The organism is Spongiibacter sp. IMCC21906 (genome assembly GCF_001010805.1).
Classification (GTDB): domain Bacteria; phylum Pseudomonadota; class Gammaproteobacteria; order Pseudomonadales; family Spongiibacteraceae; genus Spongiibacter.
In genome coordinates this window covers 496,452-523,157 of the sequence record NZ_CP011477.1, presented here as the reverse complement: position 1 = coordinate 523,157, position 26,706 = coordinate 496,452, and the positions used below count along the sequence as shown (strand labels likewise).

General features: G+C 49.6%; 24 protein-coding genes. 10 read left to right on the top strand and 14 right to left on the bottom strand.

The genetic code is table 11. The features are described from left to right. Positions 1-20: 20 nt before the first annotated feature. The 4 genes from IMCC21906_RS02335 to coxB are packed head-to-tail and all read right to left on the bottom strand — an operon-like array spanning position 21 to position 4,373. Positions 21-1,001 carry a cytochrome c oxidase subunit 3 gene (locus IMCC21906_RS02335; protein WP_047010817.1) on the bottom strand — a complete coding sequence of 327 codons (981 nt, stop codon included), beginning with the start codon at positions 999-1,001 and terminating at the stop codon, positions 21-23. A gap of 40 nt (positions 1,002-1,041) precedes the next feature. Then, entirely contained in the window at positions 1,042-1,614 is a 573-nt protein-coding gene (locus IMCC21906_RS02330) for a cytochrome c oxidase assembly protein (RefSeq protein ID WP_047010816.1), read from the bottom strand. A gap of 30 nt (positions 1,615-1,644) precedes the next feature. Beyond that, a complete protein-coding gene (gene ctaD / locus IMCC21906_RS02325; protein ID WP_047010815.1) occupies positions 1,645-3,201 on the bottom strand; it encodes a cytochrome c oxidase subunit I in 1,557 nt (518 codons plus the stop codon). Between the two features lie 11 nt (positions 3,202-3,212). Then, entirely contained in the window at positions 3,213-4,373 is a 1,161-nt protein-coding gene (gene coxB, locus IMCC21906_RS02320) for a cytochrome c oxidase subunit II (protein WP_047010814.1), read from the bottom strand. 564 nt (positions 4,374-4,937) lie between these two features. Between coxB and IMCC21906_RS02315 the strand changes: the two genes are divergently transcribed. Beyond that, positions 4,938-6,320 carry an MATE family efflux transporter gene (locus IMCC21906_RS02315; RefSeq protein ID WP_231580305.1) on the top strand — a complete coding sequence of 461 codons (1,383 nt, stop codon included), beginning with the start codon at positions 4,938-4,940 and terminating at the stop codon, positions 6,318-6,320. Positions 6,321-6,528: 208 nt separating this feature from the next. Further along, positions 6,529-6,846 carry a hypothetical protein gene (locus IMCC21906_RS02310; protein ID WP_047010813.1) on the top strand — a complete coding sequence of 106 codons (318 nt, stop codon included), beginning with the start codon at positions 6,529-6,531 and terminating at the stop codon, positions 6,844-6,846. Positions 6,847-6,909: 63 nt separating this feature from the next. On the opposite strand, the gene IMCC21906_RS02305 is transcribed toward IMCC21906_RS02310, so the two are convergent. The 8 genes from IMCC21906_RS02305 to IMCC21906_RS02270 form a co-directional block, all read right to left on the bottom strand. Beyond that, positions 6,910-7,848: a LysR family transcriptional regulator gene (locus tag IMCC21906_RS02305; RefSeq protein ID WP_047010812.1), complete on the bottom strand. Its 939-nt coding sequence runs from the start codon at positions 7,846-7,848 to the stop codon at positions 6,910-6,912. A 100-nt stretch (positions 7,849-7,948) separates the two neighbouring features. Continuing rightward, complete coding sequence (locus IMCC21906_RS02300) at positions 7,949-8,425, bottom strand: hypothetical protein (protein ID WP_156165966.1); 477 nt, start codon at positions 8,423-8,425, stop codon at positions 7,949-7,951. After that, positions 8,415-8,699: a hypothetical protein gene (locus IMCC21906_RS02295; protein WP_047010810.1), complete on the bottom strand. Its 285-nt coding sequence runs from the start codon at positions 8,697-8,699 to the stop codon at positions 8,415-8,417. Before IMCC21906_RS02295 ends, IMCC21906_RS02300 begins: the two co-directional genes overlap by 11 nt. A gap of 68 nt (positions 8,700-8,767) precedes the next feature. Beyond that, positions 8,768-11,833, bottom strand: a complete 3,066-nt coding sequence (locus tag IMCC21906_RS02290; protein ID WP_047010809.1) for a type I restriction endonuclease subunit R — start codon at positions 11,831-11,833, stop codon at positions 8,768-8,770. Positions 11,834-12,051: 218 nt separating this feature from the next. Beyond that, the gene (locus tag IMCC21906_RS02285) at positions 12,052-13,521 is read right to left on the bottom strand and encodes an ATP-binding protein (protein ID WP_047010808.1); all 1,470 of its coding nucleotides are present in this window, start codon (positions 13,519-13,521) and stop codon (positions 12,052-12,054) included. Between the two features lie 9 nt (positions 13,522-13,530). Next, entirely contained in the window at positions 13,531-14,703 is a 1,173-nt protein-coding gene (locus tag IMCC21906_RS02280; RefSeq protein WP_047010807.1) for a DUF4268 domain-containing protein, read from the bottom strand. A gap of 2 nt (positions 14,704-14,705) precedes the next feature. Further along, positions 14,706-16,133 (bottom strand): restriction endonuclease subunit S, encoded by a 1,428-nt coding sequence (locus tag IMCC21906_RS02275; RefSeq protein ID WP_047013068.1) that lies wholly within the window; start codon positions 16,131-16,133, stop codon positions 14,706-14,708. 7 nt (positions 16,134-16,140) lie between these two features. Further along, complete coding sequence (locus tag IMCC21906_RS02270) at positions 16,141-18,579, bottom strand: class I SAM-dependent DNA methyltransferase (RefSeq protein ID WP_047010806.1); 2,439 nt, start codon at positions 18,577-18,579, stop codon at positions 16,141-16,143. A gap of 518 nt (positions 18,580-19,097) precedes the next feature. Between IMCC21906_RS02270 and IMCC21906_RS02265 the strand changes: the two genes are divergently transcribed. The 8 genes from IMCC21906_RS02265 (at position 19,098) to IMCC21906_RS02235 (ending at position 24,401) form a co-directional block, all read left to right on the top strand. Next, on the top strand, positions 19,098-19,706 hold the full coding sequence (locus tag IMCC21906_RS02265) for an FMN-dependent NADH-azoreductase (protein WP_047010805.1): 609 nt from the start codon (positions 19,098-19,100) through the stop codon (positions 19,704-19,706). Between the two features lie 42 nt (positions 19,707-19,748). Next, on the top strand, positions 19,749-20,615 hold the full coding sequence (locus IMCC21906_RS02260) for a pirin family protein (protein ID WP_047010804.1): 867 nt from the start codon (positions 19,749-19,751) through the stop codon (positions 20,613-20,615). A gap of 119 nt (positions 20,616-20,734) precedes the next feature. Continuing rightward, the gene (locus IMCC21906_RS02255) at positions 20,735-21,148 is read left to right on the top strand and encodes a CBS domain-containing protein (RefSeq protein WP_052763322.1); all 414 of its coding nucleotides are present in this window, start codon (positions 20,735-20,737) and stop codon (positions 21,146-21,148) included. A gap of 32 nt (positions 21,149-21,180) precedes the next feature. Beyond that, positions 21,181-22,029, top strand: a complete 849-nt coding sequence (locus tag IMCC21906_RS02250) for an alpha/beta hydrolase (RefSeq protein WP_052763321.1) — start codon at positions 21,181-21,183, stop codon at positions 22,027-22,029. Further along, positions 22,026-22,745 carry a ZIP family metal transporter gene (locus IMCC21906_RS02245; RefSeq protein WP_047010803.1) on the top strand — a complete coding sequence of 240 codons (720 nt, stop codon included), beginning with the start codon at positions 22,026-22,028 and terminating at the stop codon, positions 22,743-22,745. Before IMCC21906_RS02250 ends, IMCC21906_RS02245 begins: the two co-directional genes overlap by 4 nt. Before the next feature lie 35 nt (positions 22,746-22,780). Then, entirely contained in the window at positions 22,781-23,380 is a 600-nt protein-coding gene (locus IMCC21906_RS02240) for a hypothetical protein (protein WP_047010802.1), read from the top strand. After that, entirely contained in the window at positions 23,377-23,556 is a 180-nt protein-coding gene (locus tag IMCC21906_RS16775) for a hypothetical protein (protein WP_156165965.1), read from the top strand. Before IMCC21906_RS02240 ends, IMCC21906_RS16775 begins: the two co-directional genes overlap by 4 nt. Positions 23,557-23,567: 11 nt before the next feature. Beyond that, positions 23,568-24,401: a PhzF family phenazine biosynthesis protein gene (locus tag IMCC21906_RS02235; protein ID WP_047010801.1), complete on the top strand. Its 834-nt coding sequence runs from the start codon at positions 23,568-23,570 to the stop codon at positions 24,399-24,401. 15 nt (positions 24,402-24,416) lie between these two features. On the opposite strand, the gene egtD is transcribed toward IMCC21906_RS02235, so the two are convergent. Beyond that, positions 24,417-25,388, bottom strand: coding sequence for an L-histidine N(alpha)-methyltransferase (egtD, locus tag IMCC21906_RS02230; protein ID WP_047010800.1), 972 nt, complete (start codon positions 25,386-25,388; stop codon positions 24,417-24,419). A gap of 16 nt (positions 25,389-25,404) precedes the next feature. Further along, entirely contained in the window at positions 25,405-26,643 is a 1,239-nt protein-coding gene (gene egtB / locus IMCC21906_RS02225; protein WP_047010799.1) for an ergothioneine biosynthesis protein EgtB, read from the bottom strand. Positions 26,644-26,706: the final 63 nt, after the last annotated feature.

The following is a 26,706-nucleotide window of genomic DNA, read 5'->3' as shown; positions in this document are numbered from 1 at the left end:
TTTTGGTGTGTGTTGCTGGCTTACAAGATGTAAACAAACAGGAACAAGAACACCCATACCACGTCAACAAAGTGCCAGTACCAACTAGAGGCTTCAAAGCCGAACTGATCGGTGGCACTGAAGTGGCCCTTGCTCAGCGAGCGCAGCAGTTGCACCAACAGCATGAAGGTACCCATCGCCACATGGAAGCCGTGGAAACCGGTCAGCATGAAGAAGGTCGTGCCGTACACACCGCTATTCAGACGAATGCCGTATTCAAAGATGGCTTCGTGATATTCCTTGTACTGTAAGAACAGGAAGATCAAACCCAATGCCACAGTCACAATCAACCATGTGTTGAATTTTTTGCGGTCGTTGTTTTTGATACCCACGTGGGCAATATGGCAAGTAAAGCTAGATGCCAACAGAATAATGGTGTTGTACAACGGCAACCAGTGGCTCATGTTAGCAAAGCCGGGGAAGGACAAATGCTTTTCTGCGCCAGTAAACTCACCGGCGTTAGCCAAATGTCCTGCTGAGGCTTGCGCTTGAACGCCACCGATCGCATCCTGCGGCGTTTGCATCAACGGCCAGCTGTATTCAAAGCCAGGCCACAGCAACGTGTTCATGGCACCGTCACCTTCACCGGCAAGCCAGGGACCAGCTAAATTACGAACGTAGAACAGTGCACCGAAGAAAGCCGCAAAAAACATCACTTCAGAAAAAATAAACCACTGCATGCCAATAACATAGGAATGCTTCAGCTGAGCACTGTTCATGCCCGCACGGTTTTCTGTGATAGTAGTGCGAAACCACACAAACAACGTGGCAAACAACCAAGCCAAACCGGCGCATAAAATAAACCCGGAATTGCTGCCTTCTGCCGCGCCGTAGCTGCTGTCATTAATAAAGCTGGCCGCGCCATAAACTGACGCTACCATGCCAATAGTTGCACTTATAGCAAGCTTACTACTCTCTGGCACGTAGTAGGTTTCGTGCCCGGTATTGCTTTGACCTGCCATTGTTATATCTCCGTTTTCTCGATCAGAGAAAAATCTCTTCCTAATTAGATGCCGTTGCAACAGCACTTTGTTGCTTGGCCGCCATCTCGGTTACATCAAAAATCGTGTAGGACAGGGTAATCACATGAATATCTGCAGGGATATCCCTATCGACAATAAACTGCAGTGCTAAGTCTGTGTCTTTTCCGGCATCCAGCGGCTGCTGGTTAAAGCAAAAACATTCCGTTTTATGGAAAAATTCTGCCGCCCGAGAAGGCACTATGCTCGGAATTGCCTGAGAAACCATCGCATGGCCCTGGGTATTCTTAGCATAGTAGGTGACTTGTGCCGGCTCGCCAGGATGAACTTCAATCTGGCTAGTATTGGGAGCGAACTCCCAAGGCATCAGCTCGTTGTTTTGAGCCACAAACTGCACTTTGATCGTTCGGCTGGTATCAATACCGCTTTCCACCACCTCATAACGACCGCCGGTTTTACCATTAATACCCAATACTTCACACAGGGCATTATAGAGTGGCGGCATCACCCAAATAGCAAAAACAAACATAGCGACAACCAACACAGCCAATTTGGCGCTGGTTTTTGCAACTTTGCTGTTATGTACCTGGCTCATACCGCTACCTGTCCTGACATCAATGCCTTATTACTTCACTTCCGGTGGCGTCGTGAAAGTGTGATAGGGCGCAGGAGACGGAACAGTCCACTCCAATGTTGTTGCACCTTCCCAAACTTTATCCGAGTTAACCGGCTTGCCGTGGGTAATTGTTCTAACAATGTTGAACAAGAACAACAGCTGGCTAGTACCGTAAATAAAGGCACCGATTGAAGACATCATATTGAAGTCTGCAAACATCAGGTTGTAATCGGGAATACGACGCGGCATACCTGCCAGACCCACGAAATGCTGCGGGAAGAAGGTCAGGTTGAAACCGATAAACGATACCCAAAAGTGCACTTTACCCATCGTTTCGTTGTACATCTTGCCAGTCCACTTTGGAATCCAGTAGTAGACCGCAGAAGACAGGGCGAAGATTGCACCAGCCACCATTGTGTAATGGAAGTGAGCAACAACGAAATAGCTATCGTGGTACTGGAAGTCAGCGGGCGCAATCGCCAGCATCAGGCCAGACAGACCACCGATGGTAAACAGGAAGACCTTGGCGATGGCAAAAAGCATCGGCGTTTCAAGAGTAATCGAACCCTTGAACATCGTCGTGATCCAGTTAAACACCTTGGCCGCTGTCGGCACCGCGATAAGCATGGTGGCGTACATAAAGAACAGCTCGCCCGCAATCGGCATACCCACCGTATACATGTGGTGAGCCCACACGATAAACGACAGGAAGGCGATAGACGCTGTGGCGTAAACCATAGAGTCGTAACCAAACAAAGGCTTGCGAGAGAAAGTAGGAATAACCTCAGACACCACACCAAATGCTGGCAAAATGATGATGTAAACCTCGGGGTGACCAAAGAACCAGAATACGTGCTGGAACAAAACCGGGTCACCGCCACCAGCGGCGTTAAAGAAGCTGGTACCGAAGTGAATATCCATCAGCATCATGGTGACTGCGCCAGCCAATACCGGCATAACCGCTACTAGCAAGAACGCTGTAATCAACCAGGTCCACACAAACATCGGCATTTTCATGTAAGTCATGCCAGGCGCGCGCATGTTTACAATCGTTGCAATGATGTTGATAGACCCCATGATGGAGGAAATACCCATCGCGTGGACCGCGAAGATAAAGAAGGTGACACTAGGCGGCGCATACGTTGTTGATAGCGGCGCATAGAACGTCCAACCGAAGTTAGGGCCACCACCCTCCATAAGCAGGGTAGATGCCAGCAACGCAAAGGTTGGCGGCAAAATCCAGAACGACCAGTTATTCATCCGCGGCAGGGCCATATCTGGAGCACCGATCATCATCGGAATCATCCAGTTAGCCAAACCGACAAACGCGGGCATGATCGCACCAAAGACCATCACCAAGCCGTGCATGGTGGTCATTTGGTTAAAAAACTCTGGCTGTACAATCTGCAAACCGGGCTGAAACAGCTCGGCGCGGATGATCATGGCGAACGAGCCGCCAAGCAAGAACATTGCGAAACTAAACCACAAATACATCGTACCGATGTCTTTGTGGTTGGTGGTAAATAACCACCGGGTCCAACCTTTAGCAGGTCCGTGAGCACCCATGGTGAATCCTCCTACTGACCTTTCTTGAATTTGTAGATATCAACTGGCTGCAACCGGTCGCCCATGTTGTTGCCAAACGCGTTGCGCTGATAAGTGATAACTGCTGCCAGATCCACTTCATTCAGCTGAGTACCAAACGCCTGCATGGCAGTACCCGGCACGCCGTTTACAACGACATCAAGATGTTCGTCGACGGAGCCAGTAGCAATTGGGCTGCCAGCGATGGCTTTACCCACGCCGCCTTCACCATTGCCGCCATGACAAGCTGCACATGCACGGTCGTATACCTGCTTACCGCGGGCTACAAGCTCGTCCATGTTGAAGTCTTTTTCCATCAGCTTTTTCAGCTCGGCAACTTCTGCTTGCTTGCCAGCCATCCAATCCTGGTATTCGTCATCACTAACGACGTTTACCACAATTGGCATAAAGCCGTGGTCGCGACCACAAAGCTCAGCACACTGACCACGGTAAACACCGGTTTCAGTTGGCTTGGTCCAAGCTTCATTAATAAAGCCAGGAATCGCATCGCGCTTCACTGCCAGGGCGGGAACCCACCAAGCATGAAGCACGTCATTTGCAGTCACCAAAAAGCGAATTTTTTTATCGACAGGCAATACCAGGGGCTCATCGACCTCTAGCAGATAATTCGAGCCTTTCTCTTCGCTGTTACCGATTTCAGACTTATCGGTCAACAGAGTAGAAAAGTAACTGACATTGTCGCCATTGGGGTTAATGTACTCGTACTTCCACTTCCACTGATAACCCGTTACCAAGATGTCCATATCGGCATCGTCGGTATCATAGATTTCAAGCAGCGTCGTCGTGGCGGGTACCGCCATGAAAATCAGCAGGATGAAGGGGACAATTGTCCACGCAATTTCCAGTCGTGTGTTTTCGTGAAAAGTAGCAGGCTCTTGATGACGCTCTTTGCGGTATGCGAATACCGAATAAAACATCACCCCAAAAACCAGAATACCTACAACAACACATATCCAAAAAACTAACATGTGCAGGTCGTAAATTTTCGTCCCTACTTCAGTCACGCCAGGCGTCATATTGGTTTGCCAACGCTGTGCCGACTCGGCGGCCCAAGCGCTAGTACTAGACAGGCTCAGCAGCATTAGCACAGGACTAAGCGCCAGCTTTGAAAGCCGTTTCGCTTGTTGAAGCATCTCCCGTGTCTCCGTGTACAGTTTATTAAACCCCTAGGCGCAATTTTTTGCAGTACGCGCAACACGCAACCCCCTGTTTAGAAAACACAATTTACATTGGATGCTAAAACAGACCGGGCGAGAGCAAGCCACCACAATAACTGTGGTGAGTAATTGAAATCTCCCCCGAGAATTACACACTGCGGCACCACGCCAATGGCTTTGGGTGCGACAAAACGCCGCAATTATAAACCTGATACGCTCAACAAGGCTACTCTCCATACCCCAAGAATTGATGTAAGTGCATGATTTACCGTGGCGGCATCGGTTCTTTACACTAGTGAAGGGGGGGCAGTCCTTGTTGCAACACAATATATAGAGTGATTAAGGGATAATTTTATCTCGCAAAAAATTGAATTTTTGCAAACTGACGAGGTCTCCCACCCAAATTACCCTCAGCGAGCAAGCTAAGCTTGCTGAGCACAAAACCTAAGTCTTTCAGCTTTCCGCTGCTCGTCGCAAACCTTGATATCGGCGCCACCGATGTCAAAATCATCGCCCTAATCCGCACAATGATCGACTACAATGTGGGCTATCGCCAACCTTCCCAGACAACTCGGCAATACTTTGCGGACTGCATTAACTCAAAAACCCGTTGACCAAAAAATCTGGCAGCTAGCGTGGCCGATGATTCTGGCCAACCTATCCGTTCCCGCACTCGGTCTTGCGGACACCGCCATGCTCGGCCACTTAGAAAGCAGCCGCTTTCTCAGCGCCGTTGCCATCGGCAGCAGCTTGCTGGCCTTCATTTATTGGAGTTTTGGCTTTTTGAGAATGGGCACAACCGGAGCAAGCGCCCAAGCCGAAGGCAAGGATAGCGCCGCACTATTATTGAAAGCGCTGACCGTTGGCTTGTCGATTGGCGTCACCATTGTTATTGCCCAGCCATTTTTAATTAACACCGGCCTGTCATTAATGGACACGCCCGCCAAGCTACACCCGCTGGCCGACGCATATTTGCACATCCGCCTGCTCAGCGCTCCCGCCGTTCTGTGCACCTATGCCGTCAGCGGCTGGTTGATTGGCCAGCACAACACCCGCACCCCGCTGATCATTGCCGTTGCCGTAAACAGTCTCAATATTGGTTTGGATTACCTTTTTATTGTGCACATGGACTGGCGGAGCGAAGGCGCCGCGTGGGCCAGCGTCATCAGTGAATATTGTGGTTTCGGTATTGCCTTACTCGCCACCCGAGCGGCACTGAAGACCAGCTGGCAGCAAGGTTTAAGCAACGCCTTTAAACAAGGCCAGCCTCTAAGCCACTTTCTCGCAGACAATGGGCGTATTTTTATGCGTACCGCAGCGCTGCTATTTAGTTTTGCGTTTTTTACCGCCCAAGGCGCTGCACTGGGTGAAAATATATTGGCCGCCAATGCCATTCTCATTCAACTGGTGCTCGCCGGAGCCTACGGCATAGATGGCTTTGCCCATGCCGCCGAAGCTCTCTGCGGTCGAGCCTACAGCCAAAAAGATAAGCGCCGATTTTTAGATTGCTGCCGTGCCTGCGGAAAGTGGTCGCTGATCAGCGCTCTGCTGGCCACGGCCATCCTGCTCATTACGAAATCTCCGTTACTGCAACTGATGACCGGGCTCGACTCGGTGCGCGAACTCGCCAAAACCTATTACCCATGGTTACTCGCCATGCCGATATTATCGGTGTGGAGTTATTTGCTGGATGGTATTTTTATCGGCTGTCTGCGCACCCGCGCCATGCAATGGGGCATGCTGGGCAGCGTGTTCCTCGTGTACCTGCCCTTATGGTATGTCAGCCAGCCTTGGTTAAATCACGGTCTATGGTTGAGCTTTGCGACTTTTAACCTTGCCAGGGGCCTCAGCCTCGGCATTGCCTTCTATTTTCTTACCCGCAGCAACCACTGGGTTGCCGGCAATAACATCCCTACTTACTGACCTAGTTCGCAGATCCTCACCCACCCACAGCGCTGCCAAACACCGGGCAAATTCCGCCATCATCCGCAATAACACAAGCTAACGGCCAAGCAAGTCGCATTTTCAAGAAATTCAGCCACGCCGATAGTGCACATAGAGCATAATATGTGTATTTTAGTTATTATCCATTTGGCTTTTTCTGCGCCATAGCGGCAGAAGGACACCTTGCATGACACTGTTTATTCGTTGCGGCATTATCACCACCGCGCTATTACTGCCCCTAAGCAGCCTGGCCCACTGCCCCCTTGAAGCAACCGCTGGCGCGCCCCCCATCCCCGGAATTGCCGATACCAATTACGAGCAAGTGAAGGCATTAGGACCAGAAGTTGAGCACTATCTGCAGCAGGCTAGCCGCAAACTGGCCGCCTGCCCAAAAACCGACAACAGCTTGCTATACAACGCTGCCGTAGCAGAACTGGAAGACATTGCCAGCCGTTACAATGACCTTACCCAAGCGTATAACCAAGACTTAGCCCAATTACGATAAGTCGCGTTCTGCTTCAGAAGAACCCGCTTAAGGCCTGTAAACACTAACAGGCCCTGGCAGAAACTAAGATTCTAAGAGCGCTTCATTCCCCCAGTGCTCATGGCAGGCCGCCACTAGCTGTTTTGCCGCCGCACGAATCAGCACCTCACCCCGCAACGCAGCTGGGCCGGCCAACTCACGGTCTGGCATGACAATAAACAAATCTGCAAACCGCTCACCCCCCTCGGCCATCGGCAGCGGCTTTAAAACGCCCTCAGCAAGCTCTTTCTGCATCGCAATATCTGGCAGCCAAGCAAAGCCAATACCCTCTGAAACTGCTTGCACAGAGAGGTCTATACGGCTTATCGTCAATCGCTGCGCCGCATCAAGCCAGCCTGAGTCCCGCGGCTTCCTCGCCCCGGAATCCCGTACGACCAACTGCCGAAAAGGTCGTAAATCCCGAAAATCCAGCACCCGATCCAATTGATGAAGAGGGTGGTCTCGATGTGCAACCGCATTAAAGCGCACTCGCATCAGGTGATCGCCCAAAAACCCCGGCGGCACAATGCCCGTAATCGCGATATCGCAACGCCGCTCCAGCAATGCTTCTTCTGCCCCGCTGAGTACAGTTTCTATGCATTCCAGACGAGTATCTGGGCATTCCTCCGCCAAGTGTTTTAAGCAATCCAGCATCGCCGCCGACGGAAACAAAGCATCAGCCACTATGCGTAGCTGGGGCTCCCAACCCGCAGCAGCCGACGCTGCACTTTTCTCCAGCCGCATCGCCTCATCAATCAGGCCCCGGCCCCGCCGATACAAGCTTTGACCGGCTTCTGTCAGCACCGCTTTTCGACCCTTAATCTCAAAGACCGGCACATTCAATTGTTCTTCTAGTTTTTGCACGGCATAAGTCACAGCCGACTGACTTTTATGCAGGGCATCAGCTGCTCGGGCATAGCTGCCTTCGTCCACCACCGCCAAAAAGCAATGCCATTGATCCAAAGTTGTTCGCGGTGCTGCCATAGTTGATCAACTTTTCTGATTGGTTAAAGCGTATATTTGCGCTTTTTAAACAGAAAAATCAATCGTTAAATGAACACAGAGTATTCATTACGGAAAAACACTATTTACCCAAAATATGACTGATCGCATGCATTGCAGGCCCCGACAACTCCTTCACTCCACGACCTAGAGCGACCAACTGATTGATTCGATCAACCAATGAGAAAAATTTCTCCCAATATTTCCTTGATTCGGATGGATCACCTTCTGCAGGAATATCTTGACGATTCAACACTAAGAACCCGACAGCACGTTCTAACTCCTCTTCAAGGCCGTCAATACCCTTGATTCGATACACAAGAACAGAATGGCGGATAGATTCTAAGTTACGCAAAAATAAGGCCTTCAAACCCTGAGGAATATCAGATCCAATGACATTATCTAACAGTTGCTCAAGCTCACTCTGCAATGACTCGATGTCTTTACCAGGCAATGCTGTTTTGCCAGAGCTACGCGAAAGCTGATCAGCCGCAAACTGCAAACCGTACAACGTCGGCTCGTCCAATTGTTTGTGCCATGGCTCCCAACTAGCATTCACGATTTAAATTAACCTGAGAGAATAGGTTTTCTAATTTAACGAATGGCTTGAGATATAACGTATTGTCTACATTCTCCAGCCGCTCTATGGAAGCCTTCGTATTGGCTACCAAAATTATTAAGTCAGCAATCATCGTTAAAAGTAAGGCCGTATCAGCTGGGTCGACATCAAACACCTTCGCCCAAACATCTCTCACTTTCTCTCTCGGTGGTTGCTTTTTCGCCGCCTTTAACAAATCATAAAGTCGACCTGCAGGATTATTTTTAACTTCCAACGCTCACTCCATTGTGACTTTTCGAAACTTTTTGGCAAAGCCCCACGCCGCCAAAGGCTCCGAATTTTCTAGCCTCGGTCAATAACCCTCTGCATACTCTGCATCCACGAGGCCTTGAAAGCGACATCCCCCGCAAACAGCTTGTACAACTCAAGTTCGTCTTTACGACGGCGAAGCATAATTTCCTTTAGAATTTTCTCGAAAGCCAGCTCGCGATTATGAGGATCAGGGTTGTTCTTGTACTTATCTTCAAAGTCTGGATGCTGACGAATACTTTCTGCGATGTTGACGAATTTAACACGCTGCTCTTCAGGAGTTGCGCTCCAGCCCTGAAACCATCGCTCATTGAAGCTCCGGACAATCTCATCCAGTGGATCGGTCTCCACCTCCACACCATGCGCGCCGCGCGGATTGGGGTTTTGCGGATCAACCTCAGTTTCTCCGGCATCCAGCGCAATCGCCTGGTTGAGCTTGACTCTCTGAAGCCCGTAGGAACTCAGATCTACCGAGCTCAGTAGCTCGTCGATGGCGTCTGCATCAGGGTCGCTCACTTTCAGCTTGGGTATCAGGAACTTGAGGAACCAGAACAACTTCTCCCAAACGGCGATTTCATAGGGGATAATCGACGCCATCTGGCCATAGATCTTCACAAACTGCTTGGCTTTGATTTTGAAATCGATTTTCTCGCTGTCTTCCAGCTCAAGTTCGTGCTCAAAGCGGGCAGCTGCTACATCGATAATGGGGCTAAGCTTCTGAGCATCTTCGTTGTTGAAATACCGCTTCACAAAGTCTTCGACTTCGTACCACTCATACACTCCCACATCGTCCAGTGCATCTTTCAACTCATGCAGTACATTGATGTCAGTCGCCTGCGATAGTGAAGTCGCGGTATAGAAGGGGTCAAAGGCGGTTTTGATGTCGTCCACATTGTTAAAGAAATCCAGAATGAAGAGGTCTTCCGTTTTCTTACCGAGCTTTTGAGACGATCGGTTCAAGCGTGACAGCGCCTGAACGCACAACACCGAAGCCAATTTCTTATCCACATACATAGTGGATAGTTTGGGTTGGTCAAAGCCCGTCAGGTACTTGTTCGCCACCACGAGCATGCGATATTCATCCGTGTCGAATTTGTCTTTGGTGTCAGACTCGGAAAACCCGTTTATTTCGGCCTCGGTGTACTCAATGCCGTCCACTTCCTTTGTACCTGAGAAGGCTATCAAGGCTTTAAAGGGCGACCCCTTGGCGATCAGCAGTCTCGTCAGCGCTTTGTGGTAGCGAATCGCGGTCTCGATGTTCTGAGTAATCACCATGGCCTTCGCTTTGCCTTTCAGCTTCTTACCGTTGATCACATGGGCAATGAAGTGCTCGAGCATAATCTCGGCTTTGGTGTCGATGGTGTGCTGACTGCGCTCAACATAGGCGCGCAGCTTCTTCTGCGCCTTTTTGGTGTCGAATTCGGGGTTCTCGGCTATCGATTTTTCAATCTCATAGTAGCTTTTGTAGGTGGTGTAGTTGGCCAGCACATCAAGAATAAAGCCTTCCTCTATGGCTTGCTTCATCGAGTAGAGGTGAAATGGCTTGAAAGAGCCGTCAGCTTGCTGCTCACCAAACTTTTCAAGCGTGGTGTTTTTGGGCGTAGCAGTGAACGCCAAGTAAGAGGCATTGCCGCGCATTTTTCGGGACTTCATTGCCATCAGGATTTTGTCCTGGGCGTCTTCCTCTTCCTCAATGGCCGACTGCCCCATAGCCCGATTCATATTGTCGTGTGCCGAGCCAGACTGAGAGCTGTGAGCTTCGTCGATGATTACGGCAAAGCGTTTGTCGCTGAGATCTTCAATGCCATCAATAATGAAGGGGAATTTCTGAATGGTAGTGATGATAATTTTTTTGCCCGCTTCCAGAGCATGCTTAAGCTCTGAGGACTTGAATGCCGGGGCGACAATATTCTTAACCTCTGAGAATTCCTTGATATTGTCACGCAGTTGCTTATCCAGAAGCCGCCGATCAGTGACCACTATCACAGAATCGAATAGCGGCTGCTCCATGCCCCGGTTGCCCTCAACCGTCTCAGAGAGCGGATAGGTTTCGATCAATTGATAGGCGGCCCAGGTGATCGAGTTTGATTTTCCCGAACCAGCGGAATGCTGAATCAGGTAACTTTGTCCAACACCGTATTCTGCAGCGTGCTTTACCAGCCTACGAACCACATCAAGCTGATGATAGCGAGGAAAAAACAGGGTGCGTTTGGCCAGCGGATCTTTGCTGCTTCCGTCCAGCCTTACAAAGTGCTGGATGATGTTCGCCATACTGTCCTTGGTGAACACCTGCTCCCAGAGATAGGCTGTCTTGTGGCCACTTGGATTCGGCGGATTACCTTTGCCGTGATTGTGGCCTTTGTTAAAGGGTAAAAAGAAAGTGCCTTTCCCAGCCAGCTTGGTGGTCATATACACTTCATCGGTGTCCACCGCCATATGCACCAGGCAGCGCGCGAAATTCAGTAGTGGCTGATTCGTATCACGGTCTTCACGGTACTGTTTCTGGCCGTGGTAACGGGCCGTTTGCCCCGTCCAGGCGTTTTTCAACTCCAGCGTCACCAGGGGGATGCCATTCAGGAACAGCACCATGTCGATTTCCTGAAGGGGATTGGCCAGGGAGTAACAAACCTGGCGCGTGCAGCTGAAGATGTTGGCAGCAAAGTTCTGCTTCACCTTCTCGCTGCTACTGGCCAGTGGGGCAGGGTACATCAGGTGAAAGTGGGCATCGTCCACACTCAGCCCTTTCTTCAGCAAGTGCAGAATTCCATGCTTTTTCATCAGCCGGTCATAGCGTTCTAACAGCTTGCGCTGCCAATCCGACGGGTTGTGCTTTTGGAGCTTAGCCAGCTCCAGCGTTTGGGTCTGTTCTAAGAAACGCCAGAAAAATCGGTTATCGATGGCGTATTGAGCGTTGAAATCGGTCGGCAGCCCCAGCTTAAAACGCTGATTGCCCACCAGATAGTCAGCTGGCGTCTCCCTGACCTGGGTGTGGGCACCATCGGCAATCTCCCCCGCAGCCTTGACGGCTTCTATGGTGGTGCCAGTCAAAGCCTGCTCAATCGCGGCCTCCAGCGCCTGTTCCTTGGTGTTGCTGACCATAAAACATCCTATCTATCTGTCTTTACTCGCCTTTAGAATAAAGCCTCAATCAAATGGGAACAACAAGCTAACCAATTGATTTACTTATATTTAGTTCCAACATTCAACCTTCTAGTCAAATGACCATCAAATGAAAAACAACCGCAACACATTGATTTTAAAAGGACAGACAAAATCAACCCTGTATCCCGTCAAATGACCGTCACATGAGAACAGCGCTATGCCCAAAAGGGGACATAACGATAGGCTCTTCTATTCGCAGTGGAGTCATGGAGTCGAATCAGCCCAGCCTCCACCGTTTGCTTGATAATGCGGCTTGCCATTGCGCTGTTTCCCTCCTCAATACGGAACCGCTCTCTCAGAGAGGTATTATTCATGGGCTCCCGATTGACATATTTCAGGCAGCAATGCTGATAGCAAGCTCTTATCCGATCCTCTGACTCCATATCCTTGAAATCTTTATATGTGAACAATACTACACGGGTATGTTGATCCGTCTTTTCAAAGATAGGGGCGGGTAATTGATAAACCTCCACCTGACCAATAACCTTATCAACACCGCTACCGCGCTCCTCACAAATATTGATTCGGCGCATAAATGACGCCAGGGCTTCATTGCGGCTTTGAGGAGGGCTATCCAAGAAGCGCTGGGTATCCACCAATGGCACCCCGGGGTTGGTAATCTCCATCCGCTTGTCAAAAAGCTCAATCATGGGGCCGGTACCCGTCAGGGTGAAATCCTGATGAATAATGGCATTCGCTACCAACTCACGAATAGCCAGCTCTGGATACATAGGCACTTCTTTACGGAACGCTTTGCCTATTTCTTCATTGGAGGGCAACAGGGTCTTTATATAATCGATAAGCCCTTCAAAGCCAACGGCATAACCTTTGTTGCCGCCAAATTCTCGCACCGTTTCGATACGGCTGTTACCCCGGTATAAAATCAGGCGCACCGCCTTGCGCCCAAGGTGCTGAAAATTTTGCAACTTTTTCGCAAACAGAATGGCGCCCAGATTCGCGATACCCCATTGACCACCGGGCACTTCCTGAATCAACTGATCTGCCTTTAAAGCATTTAAAATACCGGCACGATTATCCGGCAAAGGCAAGCTGGTTAACTCAAAATAGGCCGGGTAATCCAGCAATTTCAGCACCTCATCGGCACTTAAATTAGAGGCTGCCATTTGACGCTCAAAAGGCGTTTTATCGAAAATCCGCCATAGTGCTCGCTCTTTCTCTGGATACTCCTTTAACTTCTTTTTATAGGAGCCAACACGAATAAACTCGATGCCTTCAAATTGCACCGGATTATTGGTAGCAGCCTGCATTTCCAGAATAACGACCGACAACCCATTAGCACTGACAAACTCAAAAAAGCGAAAGTGAATCTTTGGCGATATTTTTTGCAACAACCAACTTTCCAACTCCTGCTGCTTGTGACGAGCCGCCGAAGGCTTGAACGTAGTGCCGATCACCTCGTGGGTATCATTCTCAACACCCCAAACCACATAGGCAGATTGCTTGCCCAGCAAAGCCGCCGAATTCGCCAACGCCGAAATATATTCACCGATCAGCGGCGCGTCATCGTTGTTGTGCTTGAACTCCACCCATTCGGTTTCCTGCGGCAGTGAGCACAGTTCTTTTAGCAGGGATTGTAAGTACTCTTGGCTGCGGTCTACGGTCATCGAATAACCCTACTCAAAACCATGCTGTTTCAATGCGTCGGCGGCTTTTTGCAGCGGTTGCTTCAGCGCCTGCTCCAGCTTGCTCATATGCGCCAGGTGCCAAGTAACAGATTCCGGCCATGCGTCCTTATTAAAAGCATCCGCTGGGCAAGAGAACTGAATTCGACAGGATTTTTTGCTTTCCAGTCGCATCCATTCCAGCTCCGCGCCAAAGCTCTGTTCAACCTCCTGCTTCATTGCCATCAGAGAATCGAACAAAAACTTGTTCTCAAGCGTATTACCTCGGCTTATCCAAAGCTCTACCCGAAGCTCCTTCTGCAAGAAAATCAGATTGTAGGGGCAGCCACTCAAACCCGACCCCGCAGAAAGCCAGTGATCTTTGCTGGGGCTGATATTGTTGTACAGGGTACAAGCACTTTTCTGGAAGACTTCCAGTGCCTGCTCCCAATACTCCCTTCTGATGCTCTGGGCATTTCTTCGCACCACTTCCGTGGTTTTCTCCTCCGCCTCCTTGGCGCTAATACCAATCATCAGCTCTCTGGCTTCCGGCGTGGGAATAATCTGGTCGATATTGATTAATAACTGCTCACCGAGGGAGTAGGGTGTGACCTTAAAGCATTGAACGCTTATTCCCTGACCGAGCAGCCAAAGGGCGGTGCTGGTGACCTCCTTTCTAAAGTTAGCAGCTACCAGCATAATTCTCTGGCTATTGCCCAGATTGAGTTTTACTTCATCCAGATCTGGCGCATCAAGGAACTCACAAATTCGTGATGCGGCATCAGAAGGCTGCCCTGCCTGGGCCAAGGATTCGCCAGCCTGAATTGTTGGTTGGTAGCGGTGCAGGTACTGCTGGTAAATTTCGACTATTTGTCCTTTGGTGAGGCTAGCGCAATAGGAGGCGTATTTCAGTGCCTGCCACACCACATCGCGGCCACTGTCATCCAGCTTGTTTTCGATAATCACCAGGTTGCCGTCTTTATCCAGCGCCAGCAGGTCAAGGCGCTCACGGGTGTCGTCAAAGCCATCAAACTCCTTCTGGATAATCAGCAGTTCTTCACCCAATGCATCGGGCTGATAGGCCAACCACTCCTGTAGGTGCTTTCGTTCGCTAAAACCCAGCTCGCTGAAGGTTTTGATTTTTACCGGGCTAATGCGGTTGGTCTGGTGATTGACGGTGAACATCCTTATGCCTCCACTGCTTCCTGCATCTCTGCCATTTCAGGGGTGACTTTGATTTTGCCGGTCACTGCGCTGTTGATCAGGGTGGTTTTGTATTCTTTTAGCTTTTTGATTTGTTCATTTTGAATAGTGATGCACACCCGAACATCAATGGTGAACTTATTCAACCACTCGACGATTTTTTCTTGTTCAATAACGGGAGGCAACGGCAACTTCATATTCTTAACCAAATTCGTGTTTAAATTCGGCTGCGTGGCGCCTTGATTCATCTCATCTCGAATCCTCATAGTTTGAGAAGAAAAAAAGTAATACAAGAAATTTTTTGATATTCTGCTCTCATTTACTCCGAGAAATGCAAGTACGCCGTCATTTATGCAACCGGAAATTCTGGAAATCTTTGGCACCCCCAAAGTTGCACCACTGTTCGTTAACAAGAAAGTACCGCTCTCAATATACCTGCTTTGCTCAACACCTCTTTTAGTCAGAAATCCTGTTGTTTTTTCTAAAAAGGCATTTTCGTTTTTGGTCACCTCGCCCACCGTAATCCAATGAACACCCTCGTCAGAAAAGTACATCGGATGTCCAGCCGGTCGTGGCGATCCGCCTCGAACTATATTGCCCAATCCACGCAACTTAACTAAGTCCCAATGCGTCGGCATCTCCCCAATCCAATCCACGCCGGAATCTTTCATAGGCACATTACTCGAGCTATCCATGCCCTCGCCCTGCGGGCCAGCGGCAGAGCCGCTGTTCAAATTCGTTCCAGACGAATTTGTGGAACCAAGCCCCTGGGTGACGGCTTTTTGGATAATGATTTGCTTGCGCTCTTTCAGCAGGGCGATCTGCTGCTCTTTGATGGCAATGGCTTCGTCGATTTGGGTGGTTTTTTTGTCGAGGAAATTGGCAATTAACTTTTGATCTTGCTCAGAAGGAATCAGAAATGGAATAAACTTCATTCTGCTTTTCGACAAATCCCATTGACCAACTCGAACACCATCCGAAGCGCTACCAAAGTACGAAACATATAAATTGCTCCGTATTGCCCAATTAAAGAATGACGGACATATAGGCTTTACGAAATCAAAAACGAAGTATGCGGGGCTAACGATTCCGGTATGATTTGACACACCGTAAGAGCCTTGCCATGCCTTCATTTTATTCATTCCAAACTGCCCCTCTTTGAGCAATTTATAGCCACTCAAATCATCAGGAATGAAATTATGATTTGAATCTTGATCCTCTATGTCCCGCTCAATTACCCCTTTTTCTCTCGTTATAGACAGCAGGGGCAAATCTGGATGATTTTTGATTGAAATCGGAGACAAACAACTACCAAGTTTTGACACCTCCCATTTTGATGGGACGTTGCCGATCCACCCATAGCCGGAATCTTTATAAGCCTCATACTTGGGCAGCTCAACAATACTCGTCATACTCATATCACCCCTGCACCTGCTCAATATCCACACCCAGAATCTGAGCAATCAAGCCCTCAGCCTTTTGCTCCAGGGTGATAATGTCCTTTGCAACGTCCTCCAATGAACGCAGCGGCTTATGGCGATAGAAGTATTTGTTAAAGCTAATCTCGTAGCCGATTTTGACGGAATCCAGATTGGTCCAGGCTTCCTCTACATGGGGCTTTACTTCATCCAGGAAATACTGATGAATGCTTTGCCGCTCATCATCTTTCAACAATGACACTGATTCACTGTCACGCAGATCGCTACTGGCTTCATAGGTGATGTATTCGTTTTTCTTATTAGTTGGGTAAAACCCAAAATCCGGCAGTTGCGCTTGGGTGCAGCCGTAGCGCTCCAGCACTTCATCCAATTTGTCGCCACTTAACTTAAGGACTTTTTTAACCACCTTGGCCGCAGATTCGTCGTACCAGCTAACGGCATTGAGAATGGCGTTTTTTTCTGGGACGGAGAGTTTGATCTTTCTGGCTTTCAGCGCAGTATCCACCTGCTCTTTGAATACGTTGTAGTCATCGAACTGCTGCTCACCGATGGCCGCCATCAGCTCACCGGCAGTTTCATAAATAGCCTTCAGTGCTAACCAATACTTTACATCCAGCAGCTTGGTTTTCGCCTTGGCATTGAGGTTGATGTCATTTTCTTCACACCAGGCAAGAATGGCTTTCTCAATGCTTTTCAGGAAGCTTTGCTTGTTGTCTTTGCCGTGTCCGGTCTTATCGTAAACTTTGTCACCATGCTCTGCATAAAAATGCGCCATGACTTCACTTTGCTGCTTGTCGAAACGCAGGCTGGCGATGCACTCTGCAGAGAATTGGGCCTTGCGACGGTCGGGCCGTTCAATGGTGACTTTGTAGTAGCCGAAATCCTCATTGCGAAATACCTGGCTGGCAATACCGGTCGGGTTACCGTTTGCATCCAGCTTGCGCTCAATGGCGGCGCAGTCCAGATAGGCGCGGGTAATCTCTTCGATATGTTCCGGTGCAAACTCGCAGTTTTTGTTGCCCAGGTTCTTGCGGAGCTTGCGGTACAACAGGCTGGCATCAATCAGCTGTACTTTTCCCCTGCGGGATTCCGGTTTGTTGTTATTGAGCAGCCAGATATAGGTGGTAATGCCGGTGTTGTAGAACAGGTTATTGGGCAGTTGCACAATGGCGTCGAGCCAGTCATTTTCAATAATGTACCGGCGAATATTGCTTTCGCCACCGCCGGCGTCGCCGGTAAACAGGCTTGAGCCGTTGTGGACGGATGCGATTCTACTGCCATTGGTACCTGTGGCCGGGTCTTTCATCTTGCTGACCATTTCCATCAGGAACAGCAGCTGACCATCGCTGGAACGAGGCGTGGCGTCGCAGTCTTCCAGATTTCCCCAATAGTCTTTCAGCTTGACCTTGAAGCGGGCATCAATCACATCGCCATTTTCCTTGATGTACTTCTGCTCTGACGCCCAGCTCTTGCCGTAGGGCGGGTTGGAGAGCATAAAGTCGAAGCGATTTGAGGCGAATTCATCGGTGGACAGGGTGGAGCCGACTTTGATGTTTTCCGGGTTGTTGCCCTTGATCATCATATCGGACTTACAGATGGCGTAAGTCTCGTCGTTGATCTCCTTGCCGTAGAGGTAAATATCACGCTGACTTTGAGATGAAGAACCTGAGGGGTACTTTTCTTCAATAAAGTTCTGTGACTCGGTGAGCATACCGCCGCTGCCGCAGGCGGGGTCGTACACCGTCATTGTCAGCGGCAGCGAATCTTTGACGGGATCGAAAACCAGGTGAGTCATCAGCTCGATCACTTCCCGTGGAGTAAAATGCTCACCGGCCTCTTCGTTGTTTTCTTCGTTGAACTTGCGGATCAGCTCCTCAAATACATAGCCCATGCCAAGGTTGGACAGTCCGGGCAGCTTGTAGCCATCAGGATCCACAGCATCATTGGGGGTAAGATTGATTTTGGGAGAGACAAATTTCTCGACCACATCAAGAAGCACGTCCTTGTGGGCCATATGCTGGATTTTACTTTTGAGCTCGAAGCGTTCAATGATTTCCTGAACGTTGGGGCTGAACCCGTTCAGGTACTCCTCAAAATTCGCCAGCATGATCTGGCGGTTATTGGTGGCGGTGTTATACAGGTTAGTGAGCGTCCACTTCGAGATGTTGTAGAACACATAGCCTGAGGCCTCCTTGAGGGGTTCCTCGTCAAGCTCCGTGGCTTCCATCTCCTCCTTCTGGTACCGCACCTCCTCCAGCACGGTCTCCTTGGTGGGCATCAGGAGGGTATCGAGGCGGCGTAGAACGACCATCGGCAGAATGACATCCCGGTACTTGCCCCGTACATAGACGTCGCGCAGGCAGTCATCGGCTATATTCCATATAAAGGATACGAGTTTGTTGTGTGCGCTGTGATCCATTCAGGTCCCTTAGTCAATTATTTATTTGGGCGCGCAGCTGCGCCGAATTATGGCGGAAGTCGCCCTGCAGGCGTGACGCCCAAGATATGGCTCTGAGGGCATTCCAGTGAGCCCCACCATTGCAAAACATGTTCGATTTCGAATTTTGGTTGTTTTTCAGTAACTTTGGGAGCGCCTACGGCAATGGCGGTAAAGCCTCTTCAAAGCAGTGAACGCCTTCCCGCTGGCTCCTATTGTTCCATGCGTATGTAGCCCTTTAGATTTACCTTTCGAAAACGGTGTTCTGTTAAGCCGAGTCAGCGCCGCCGTATGGTATCTGAATCCTGCTCCGTAAGAACAATCTCCTGGATCACCTGTCTCTCAGCCAGTAAACCCTGCCATCGATCATGCGCCAGCATTAATATTCAATTTCTTGATTGGTTAAGCCAGTAAATTGCGCTTTTTAAACAACTAAATCAATCATTAAATAGGGCACATGGCAAAGCAAAACCCATTACAGGACAGAAGGACCAATAACCATGACTAACATTCTTCATATCGACAGCAGTTTATTTGGCCAAGAGGGTAAATCCAGCCGACTGGCCGCCGAATTCGCCAATACCTTGCTGAACGCCAACCCCGCCAGCCAGTATCAATACCGGGACCTGCACAGCCAACCCATCCCCCATTTAGACGGTGAGCGCTTTGCCGCGTTTAGCAGCCCGGAAGCCGAACTTAACGACTACCAAAAAGAGGTGCTGGCCCTCTCTGACACCCTTATTAGCGAATTAAAAGCTGCCAAAGTGCTGATTCTGGGTGTGCCCATGTACAACCTCGGTGTGCCGTCCACGCTCAAGGCCTGGATCGACCATGTAGCCAGAGCTGGCCAAACTTTTCGCTATACTGAAAATGGCCCTCAAGGCCTGCTAAATAGCGATACCAACGTTTACGTACTCGCTGCTCGAGGCGGTCAATATCAGGGTACCGAAATGGACACCCAAAGCACGTATCTGCGCCATATTTTAGGCTTAATGGGTTTAACAAAGGTGGAATTTATCTACGCCGAGGGACTGAACTTGGGCGAAGATACTGCTGCCACAGCCTTAAAAGATGCGCAAAGTAAAATTGCTACAACTTTAGCGGCCTAAAAGCCAAACCTTGATGACGATATCGCAATGGGAGGGTTAAACATGCCTGCTCGCCAAGTAAAACAACTCATCCGCGCCATCGACACCAGCGACGGTGCCGGCGTAAAACTGCGGCGCAGCTTGGGCCAGTCCGCTGGCGCGCGCCTGGATCCGTTATTAATGCTGGACGAGTTTTACTCCGACGAACCTGCCGATTATCTAGCGGGCTTTCCCTCTCATCCACATCGGGGCTTTGAAACCGTCACCTATATCCTCGACGGCCATATGCTCCATGAAGATCATCTGGGTAATAAAGGTGACCTGAAGTCCGGAGGCGTCCAGTGGATGCGGGCGGGCAGAGGGATCATCCACTCAGAAATGCCCCAACAAAATCAGGGTCGCATGCGTGGCTTTCAGCTGTGGATCAATCTGCCTGCGACAGAAAAAATGCAGGCCCCGTGGTACCGAGACTTACCAGCGGATCAAATTCCTCATTATCCCACCCCACACGGCGGCGAAATAAAATTGATCGCCGGTGAGCTGACCTTGGCCAATAAGCTGCTCAGCGGCGCCCTGACCCAACATGAGGGCAAAACCTTAAGCACCGCGCCCATTTATGCAGACCTGCGCTTGGCTGCTGGCGAGACCTTGCAGCTGGCAACTCCCGCCCATCACAACGCGGTCATTTACGTCTATGAAGGCGAAGCAACTATCGGCAGCAAGCTGGTCCCAGAGGCCCACGCAGCCGTATTGGGGGAGGGCGACACGCTCGAACTTAGCGCCCGTCAAGGCGCGGTTCAGGCCTTGTTCATTGCCGGACGCCCCATCAATGAACCCATCGTGCAATACGGTCCTTTTGTGATGAACAGCAGCGAAGAAATTGAACAAACCCTTCAAGATTACCGGGATGGTCGTTTGGCACTGCCTTAAAATTGAACGCGATTAACTTGGCCTAAGGTTCACCATTATTGATCACCATCGAATTTTTCGACTTTGCCTAGCTCTAAAACGGGCATATGATTTTATTATCCGTTTCAAGGAGTGATGTTATGAGCACAAGTCTTTTAGCCAGCAGTATTATGATCAGCCCCGCCCCAATGATAAAAGCCAACGCGGCGCTGGGTGAAGTTGTCGACACGCTCATTAAGCACCAGCTCACAGGCCTACCGGTGGTCGATGATCAAAACACCGTCATTGGCTTTGTCTCTGAGCAAGACTGCATTCACGCTATGCTCGTGAGCAGCTATCACTGCGAAGGCTCGCCCACCGTCAGCGACGTGATGCACAATGAAGTTTTATCGGTGAGTCCCGACCGCTCAATTGTCGACATTGCCCAAACAATGGGTAAAAACCGCCCCAAATCCTATCCGGTCATTGAAGACGGCGTTTTGCTTGGTCTGCTAACCCGCGGTGCCATTTTGACGGCACTCTGGGAGAGTCGCGCCAGCTGCGATGCTCCCTAAATACATTCCAAGCCCAAAACAGGGACGTGCAGATGAAAAACTGCTGGCACCGACGCCGCGCTGGCATCGCCATGATTTTTCTTCTCTCACTCACCGGCCTTGCCAACGCCAGTAAACTGGAAGATATCGCCTACGGAAACGATCCCGCCCAGCGCATGGACGTATATCTTCCCGATCAAGCCTCCTCGCAACGTCCGTTGTTGGTAATGGTGCATGGCGGCGCATGGCGTTTTGGCGATAAGAAAAATCGCGCCGTGGTCAAAAACAAAATCCAACGCTGGGTTGAACAGGGCTGGGTTCTGGTTTCCCTCAACTACCGCATGCTGCCAGATACACCTCCGGATCAACAAGCAAAGGACATTGCCAGCGCCTTAGCCGAGGTGCAAAAGCTTGCCCCCCAATGGCAGGCCGATCCAAAGCAAATGGTGTTAATGGGGCATTCAGCGGGAGCACAACTCGTCGCCATCATCGCAACGAATCCCGCGTTGACATCAGCTTATCCAAAACTGCACTGGCAAGGCGCCATATTGTTGGATAGCGCCGCCCTCGATATCACTCAAATCATGGAGAAGCGCCACCCGAAACTCTATGACCGGGCCTTTGGTGATGAACCCGAATATTGGCGGCAAAATTCGGCGACGCATCACCTCCACGCCAAAGTGAAGCCCATACTTTTGGTATGCTCAAACCGTCGCAGCGATAGCTGCAATCAAGCGGAATCCTTTTCTGCAAAAGGCAAAGCCCTTGGTGTTGCCACTACCGTACTGCCCCAAAACCTGAGTCATCTGGCGATCAACAGCAATTTGGGAAGCGAGGGCGAGTACACCGAAGCGGTGGAAAAATTTATGTTCCAACTCACCAACTTCAAAAATCAACCATGAATGCTAGCCACTGGTTACTCGTGTTCTACAGCGCCGGAGCCGGTGCCTGTATTGTAATAGGCGGCGCTCTCGCAGGCATGGCGCGGTTTCAGCGCGACTGGCTTGAGCAAGAGTTTCGCCACTTTGTTATTGCTTTGGGTGGCGGCATTCTAGCTGGCGCTGTCGCCATGGTATTGGTGCCTGAAGCGCTCACCGCCATGGACTACTCTCTGGGTGCCATTGCCTTATTTTTGTCCGGCGGATTACTGTTTTTTCTGCTGGAACAACAACTTGGCGTCAGGAAAAAAGCGGCTCCACAACTCACCGGCATGCTGCTGGACTACCTCCCTGAATCCTTAGCATTGGGCGGTATTATCGCCAGCGGCTCCAGTGATGCCGCACTGCTGGCAATACTGATCGGCCTACAAAATTTACCTGAAGGCTTCAACGCCTTTCGGGAGTTACAGGACGCAGGCCATTCCCGGCGCAATATTTTACTTTTAATGCTAGTGTTAATTCCTTTGGGGCCGTTGTTTGCAGTATTGGGCTACAGCGTATTAGCAGGCCAGGAAATGGCGCTTGGAAGTGTGCTGCTATTGGCAAGTGGCGGTATTCTCTATCTCATCTTTCAAGATATTGCGCCACAGGCCAAACTAGAAAAACACTGGGGGCCGCCCCTCGGCGCTGTTATCGGTTTTGCCCTGGCCATGCTAGGCACCATACTTACCCAAAGCTGATACCATAAATTCCTGTGCAAAGTGCTCCGAGAAAAATGCTCAATTTTCTAAACATCAAAACCCTGAATGGCAGCGCAATCGGCGAACATCTCAACGCCTTAGCCCAGTTACGTATGTCTGTCTTTCGGGAATGGCCCTATCTTTACGAGGGCAACATGCACTACGAGGCGATGTATTTACAACGCTATGCCGACTGCGCTGACAGTATCAGTATGCTCTGCTTTGATGGGGACACATTGGTTGCTGCCTCCACCGCACTGCCACTAGAACATGCTGAAACAGAAATGCAAAAACCTATGATAAGCGCGGGGTATTCGGCTGACGAATTCCTCTATTACGGCGAATCCTTGATTCTTCGACCGTATCGGGGCCAGGGTTTAGGTGGGCATTTTTTTAAACTAAGAGAAAACCACGGCATACATCTCGGCAAGAAAAATGGCTGCTTTTGTGCTGTAGAAAGGCACGCCGACGATCCGCGAAAACCCTTAAACTACCGAGGCAACGAGGCATTCTGGCGGCGCCACCACTATCGGCCCACCGAAATTATGTGCCACTTCGATTGGCCCGATGTAGGGACAGACGAGAACAGCACTAAACCCTTGCGCTTCTGGATAAAAGAGTTAAACCAACAATGACAGCGTCCACGTTCCGTATTTTTATAACCATACTCATGGCCTGCATGTCGCTTAGTGGTTGCAGCAGCAACCCTGAATACGACTCTCAACGCGAGTGGCGACTACGCCAATGTGAAAAACTACTCTACGAAGAAGACAAAACAGCCTGTAGAAAAAATACCCCAGACTATCTGTAGTCCTTCAAAAAATGACTCAGACTTTTTTTATATATCGCGTTTTTAGCGGCCCACAAGCCAATGGCAATATCGCCGCAGTTAGCTTTTGCTCACAGCAACAAGACCCGCGCTCATTATCAAAAGAGCTTTTCGTAAATCGCCTGCCGAACAATGCGGTGTTAAGCCTATTGTCACCAAGAACGGCGGGCGAGTTTTACGTTCGCTGGTTTGATTACCACGGTGACATTCAACGCTGCGGTCATGGTGCCTTCGCAGCAGCGGCTTATCTCCATGGACACAACAAACTCGTCGAAACCACAGCGGTACTTCACAGTCACGTTGGTGAAAGATTTTATGTTGGCGCCGACGGCTCTGAATATACGCTCACATTGCCAGATTACGGCACGCCAATTCAAAATGAGCGCGGGCAGATATTAGCAAGCTTATGCGGCGCAACTGATATGATAAGCCTCGGCGGTGAGGCCGGATATATTGCACTAAAACTTGGCTCGGTCGCTCAGCTTGCACGCTTTAATCCCCATCCTCACATAATGCAACACTGTGAAAACGCTTCTCTCATTGTGGCAACTCAGGATAAGAACCATATTTATTTTCGCTACTTTCGGTGTTTACGCGATCCATCTCACCTCAGTAACAAATCCAAGATACCGCTTCAGATAGACGTTATTGAAGATTCAGCAACCGGCTCAGCGGCACCCTGTTTGCTGTTATTATTTTCTATACCCAGCGGCCAAAAAATGTCGGTGCAGCAATTATCTGGCCGCGGCGGCGAATATCGTTGCCAATTAAACCCTGACCACACCACATTAATAAGCGCCCGTGTTCAATTAATTAAGCACAACTGAGCGCAAGCTTTAAACTTATACTCGGCGCATAAAGTGCACACTGAATAATTGTTCAGCATCCATCCATACTGTCTCGGATTTAAACCCCGCCCCTGCAGCTAATGCAATAAAATCTTCACTGCTATATTTATAAGAATTTTCAGTGTGGATAGTCTCGCCTTCGGCAAAGTAAAATCGCTTATCGCCAACCTGACAGTATTGCTCTCGATCGCTTCGCAAATGCATTTCAATACGCTGCTGGTTCTGATTGAAGCAAGCTATATGGGAAAAATATTCCGCGTCGATATCACTATCTAACTCTACATTAATGCGGCGCAATAAATTTTTATTAAATGCTTCAGTAAAGCCATCAACATCATTATAGGCCGCTTCTAGTACCGCTTCTGATTTCAAAAGATCTACCCCAATCAGCAAACCATCACCTGATTTCAGACCTTTTGCAATCGCCGCCAAGAATGTCGTTGCTGCTGCTGGAGCAAAGTTGCCAATTGTTGAGCCGGGAAAGAATATCACCCGCGGGCTGGCATCAAAATCCCGCCGACGCAGGCCATCTATAAGTGCCTCATGGTTATTAAAATCGACAGCAATCGGGTCAATATCTAAGAAGGGAAATTGATGCCGCAATTTATCGCTGCACTGTCGCAAAAAATCTGCCGAGATATCCATTGGCGTGTAGGCCAAAGGATCTTGCAAGGCATTTAACAACAAACTCACTTTCTTTAAAGCGCCTGCACCGGGTTCAATAATTTGTGCATTGGGGCCAATCAATGCGGCCATTTCGGCTGCCCGATCACGATAAATTGCCATTTCAGTGCGGGTCACATAATACTCTTGGGTTTCACATATTTTTTCAAAAAGATCCGATCCACGCTCATCGTAAAAATATTTGCAAGGCAACGTTTTGGGACTTTGAGACAAGCCCTGAATAACATCATGTAAAAATGTCTGGTTTGTTTTCTGTGGCGTTAACGCGGTCGCAATCGACATAGCAATCTCCTTTTAATTATTGGTTTCCGCTGTCACGGCAAAGTCGCAGGCCACTAAACTGCCAGCGCTGATGGGGATAAAAGAAATTTCGGTAACTAGAACGAATGTGGCCCTGTGGCGTTACGCAAGATCCACCCCGCAATACAAATTGAGAGGACATAAACTTACCGTTATATTCCCCAGCCTTCCCGCTAAACTCTCTATAGCCGGGATAGGGTTGATAGCTGCTTTGAGTCCACTCCCACACCCCTCCCGAATACAAGTTATGGGGCTTTAAATCATAAAATTCTGCTTGTAGCGTGCAAGGCGTATCTAAATTACAAGCGCTGAGTAGCTGCTCCCATTCGGCTTCTCGAGGCAAGCGTGCAGAGGCCCATTGGGCAAACGCATTGGCTTCATAATATGAAAGCTGACTCACCGGCGCATCTAGATTTAAAGGCTGCTCACCGTGCAGAGAAAACTGCTGCCAGCCCTCATTGTCATCCTTGCGCCAATAAAGAGGGTGTCGAATTGATTGCTGCTCCAACATCGCCCAACCATCTGCCAACCACAGCAAAGGGTTGTGGTAACCGCCATCTTCAACAAACGTCAAAAACTCTCGATTGCTGACCGGCCGATTGGCTAATTCAAAGGCATCTAAAAAAACCCGGTGGCGGGGCTGCTCATTATCAAAGCAAAACCCAGCCCCCTCGGCACCAATGCGGTATAAACCTTCTGGACAAGATACCCACGACATAGGGCCTGGATTTAACGATATACTGCTGCTATCACGAGGACGGTAAACGGGTAACATGGGGTTTTGCCAAAGCCCATGCTGAATATCTGTTAATAACAATTCCTGATGCTGTTGCTCGTGGTGAATTCCCAGCTCTAAGGTAAAAATCTGTTGCGACGAGGGTGCTTGCACAGCCGCAATGACTTGCTCAGTCACATAGTGGCGGTATTCCAGTATCTCGGCCAAAGAGGGGCGGCTAATCATGCCACGTCGCTCCCGGGGATATTGTTCGCCAATGCCGTTGTAATAAGAATTAAACAAATAGCTAAAATAGGGATCAAACACTTGGTAGTTCGGGTTAAGCCCCGGCAGCAAAAAGCTCTCAAAGAACCAGCTGGTATGGGCCAAGTGCCATTTGGCCGGGCTGGCATCTGGCATAGACTGAAGCTGTGCATCGGCCTCGCTTAAAGGCGCTACCAAGCGCTCTGTTTGCTGGCGGACATTGCGAAACTGCTGGATTAGCACCGAAATTTCAGCCATTTACTCCCCTTTGCTGTGCGTTTTTTACAGTTTGATCTAACTTTAACAGACTATTTAAATGGC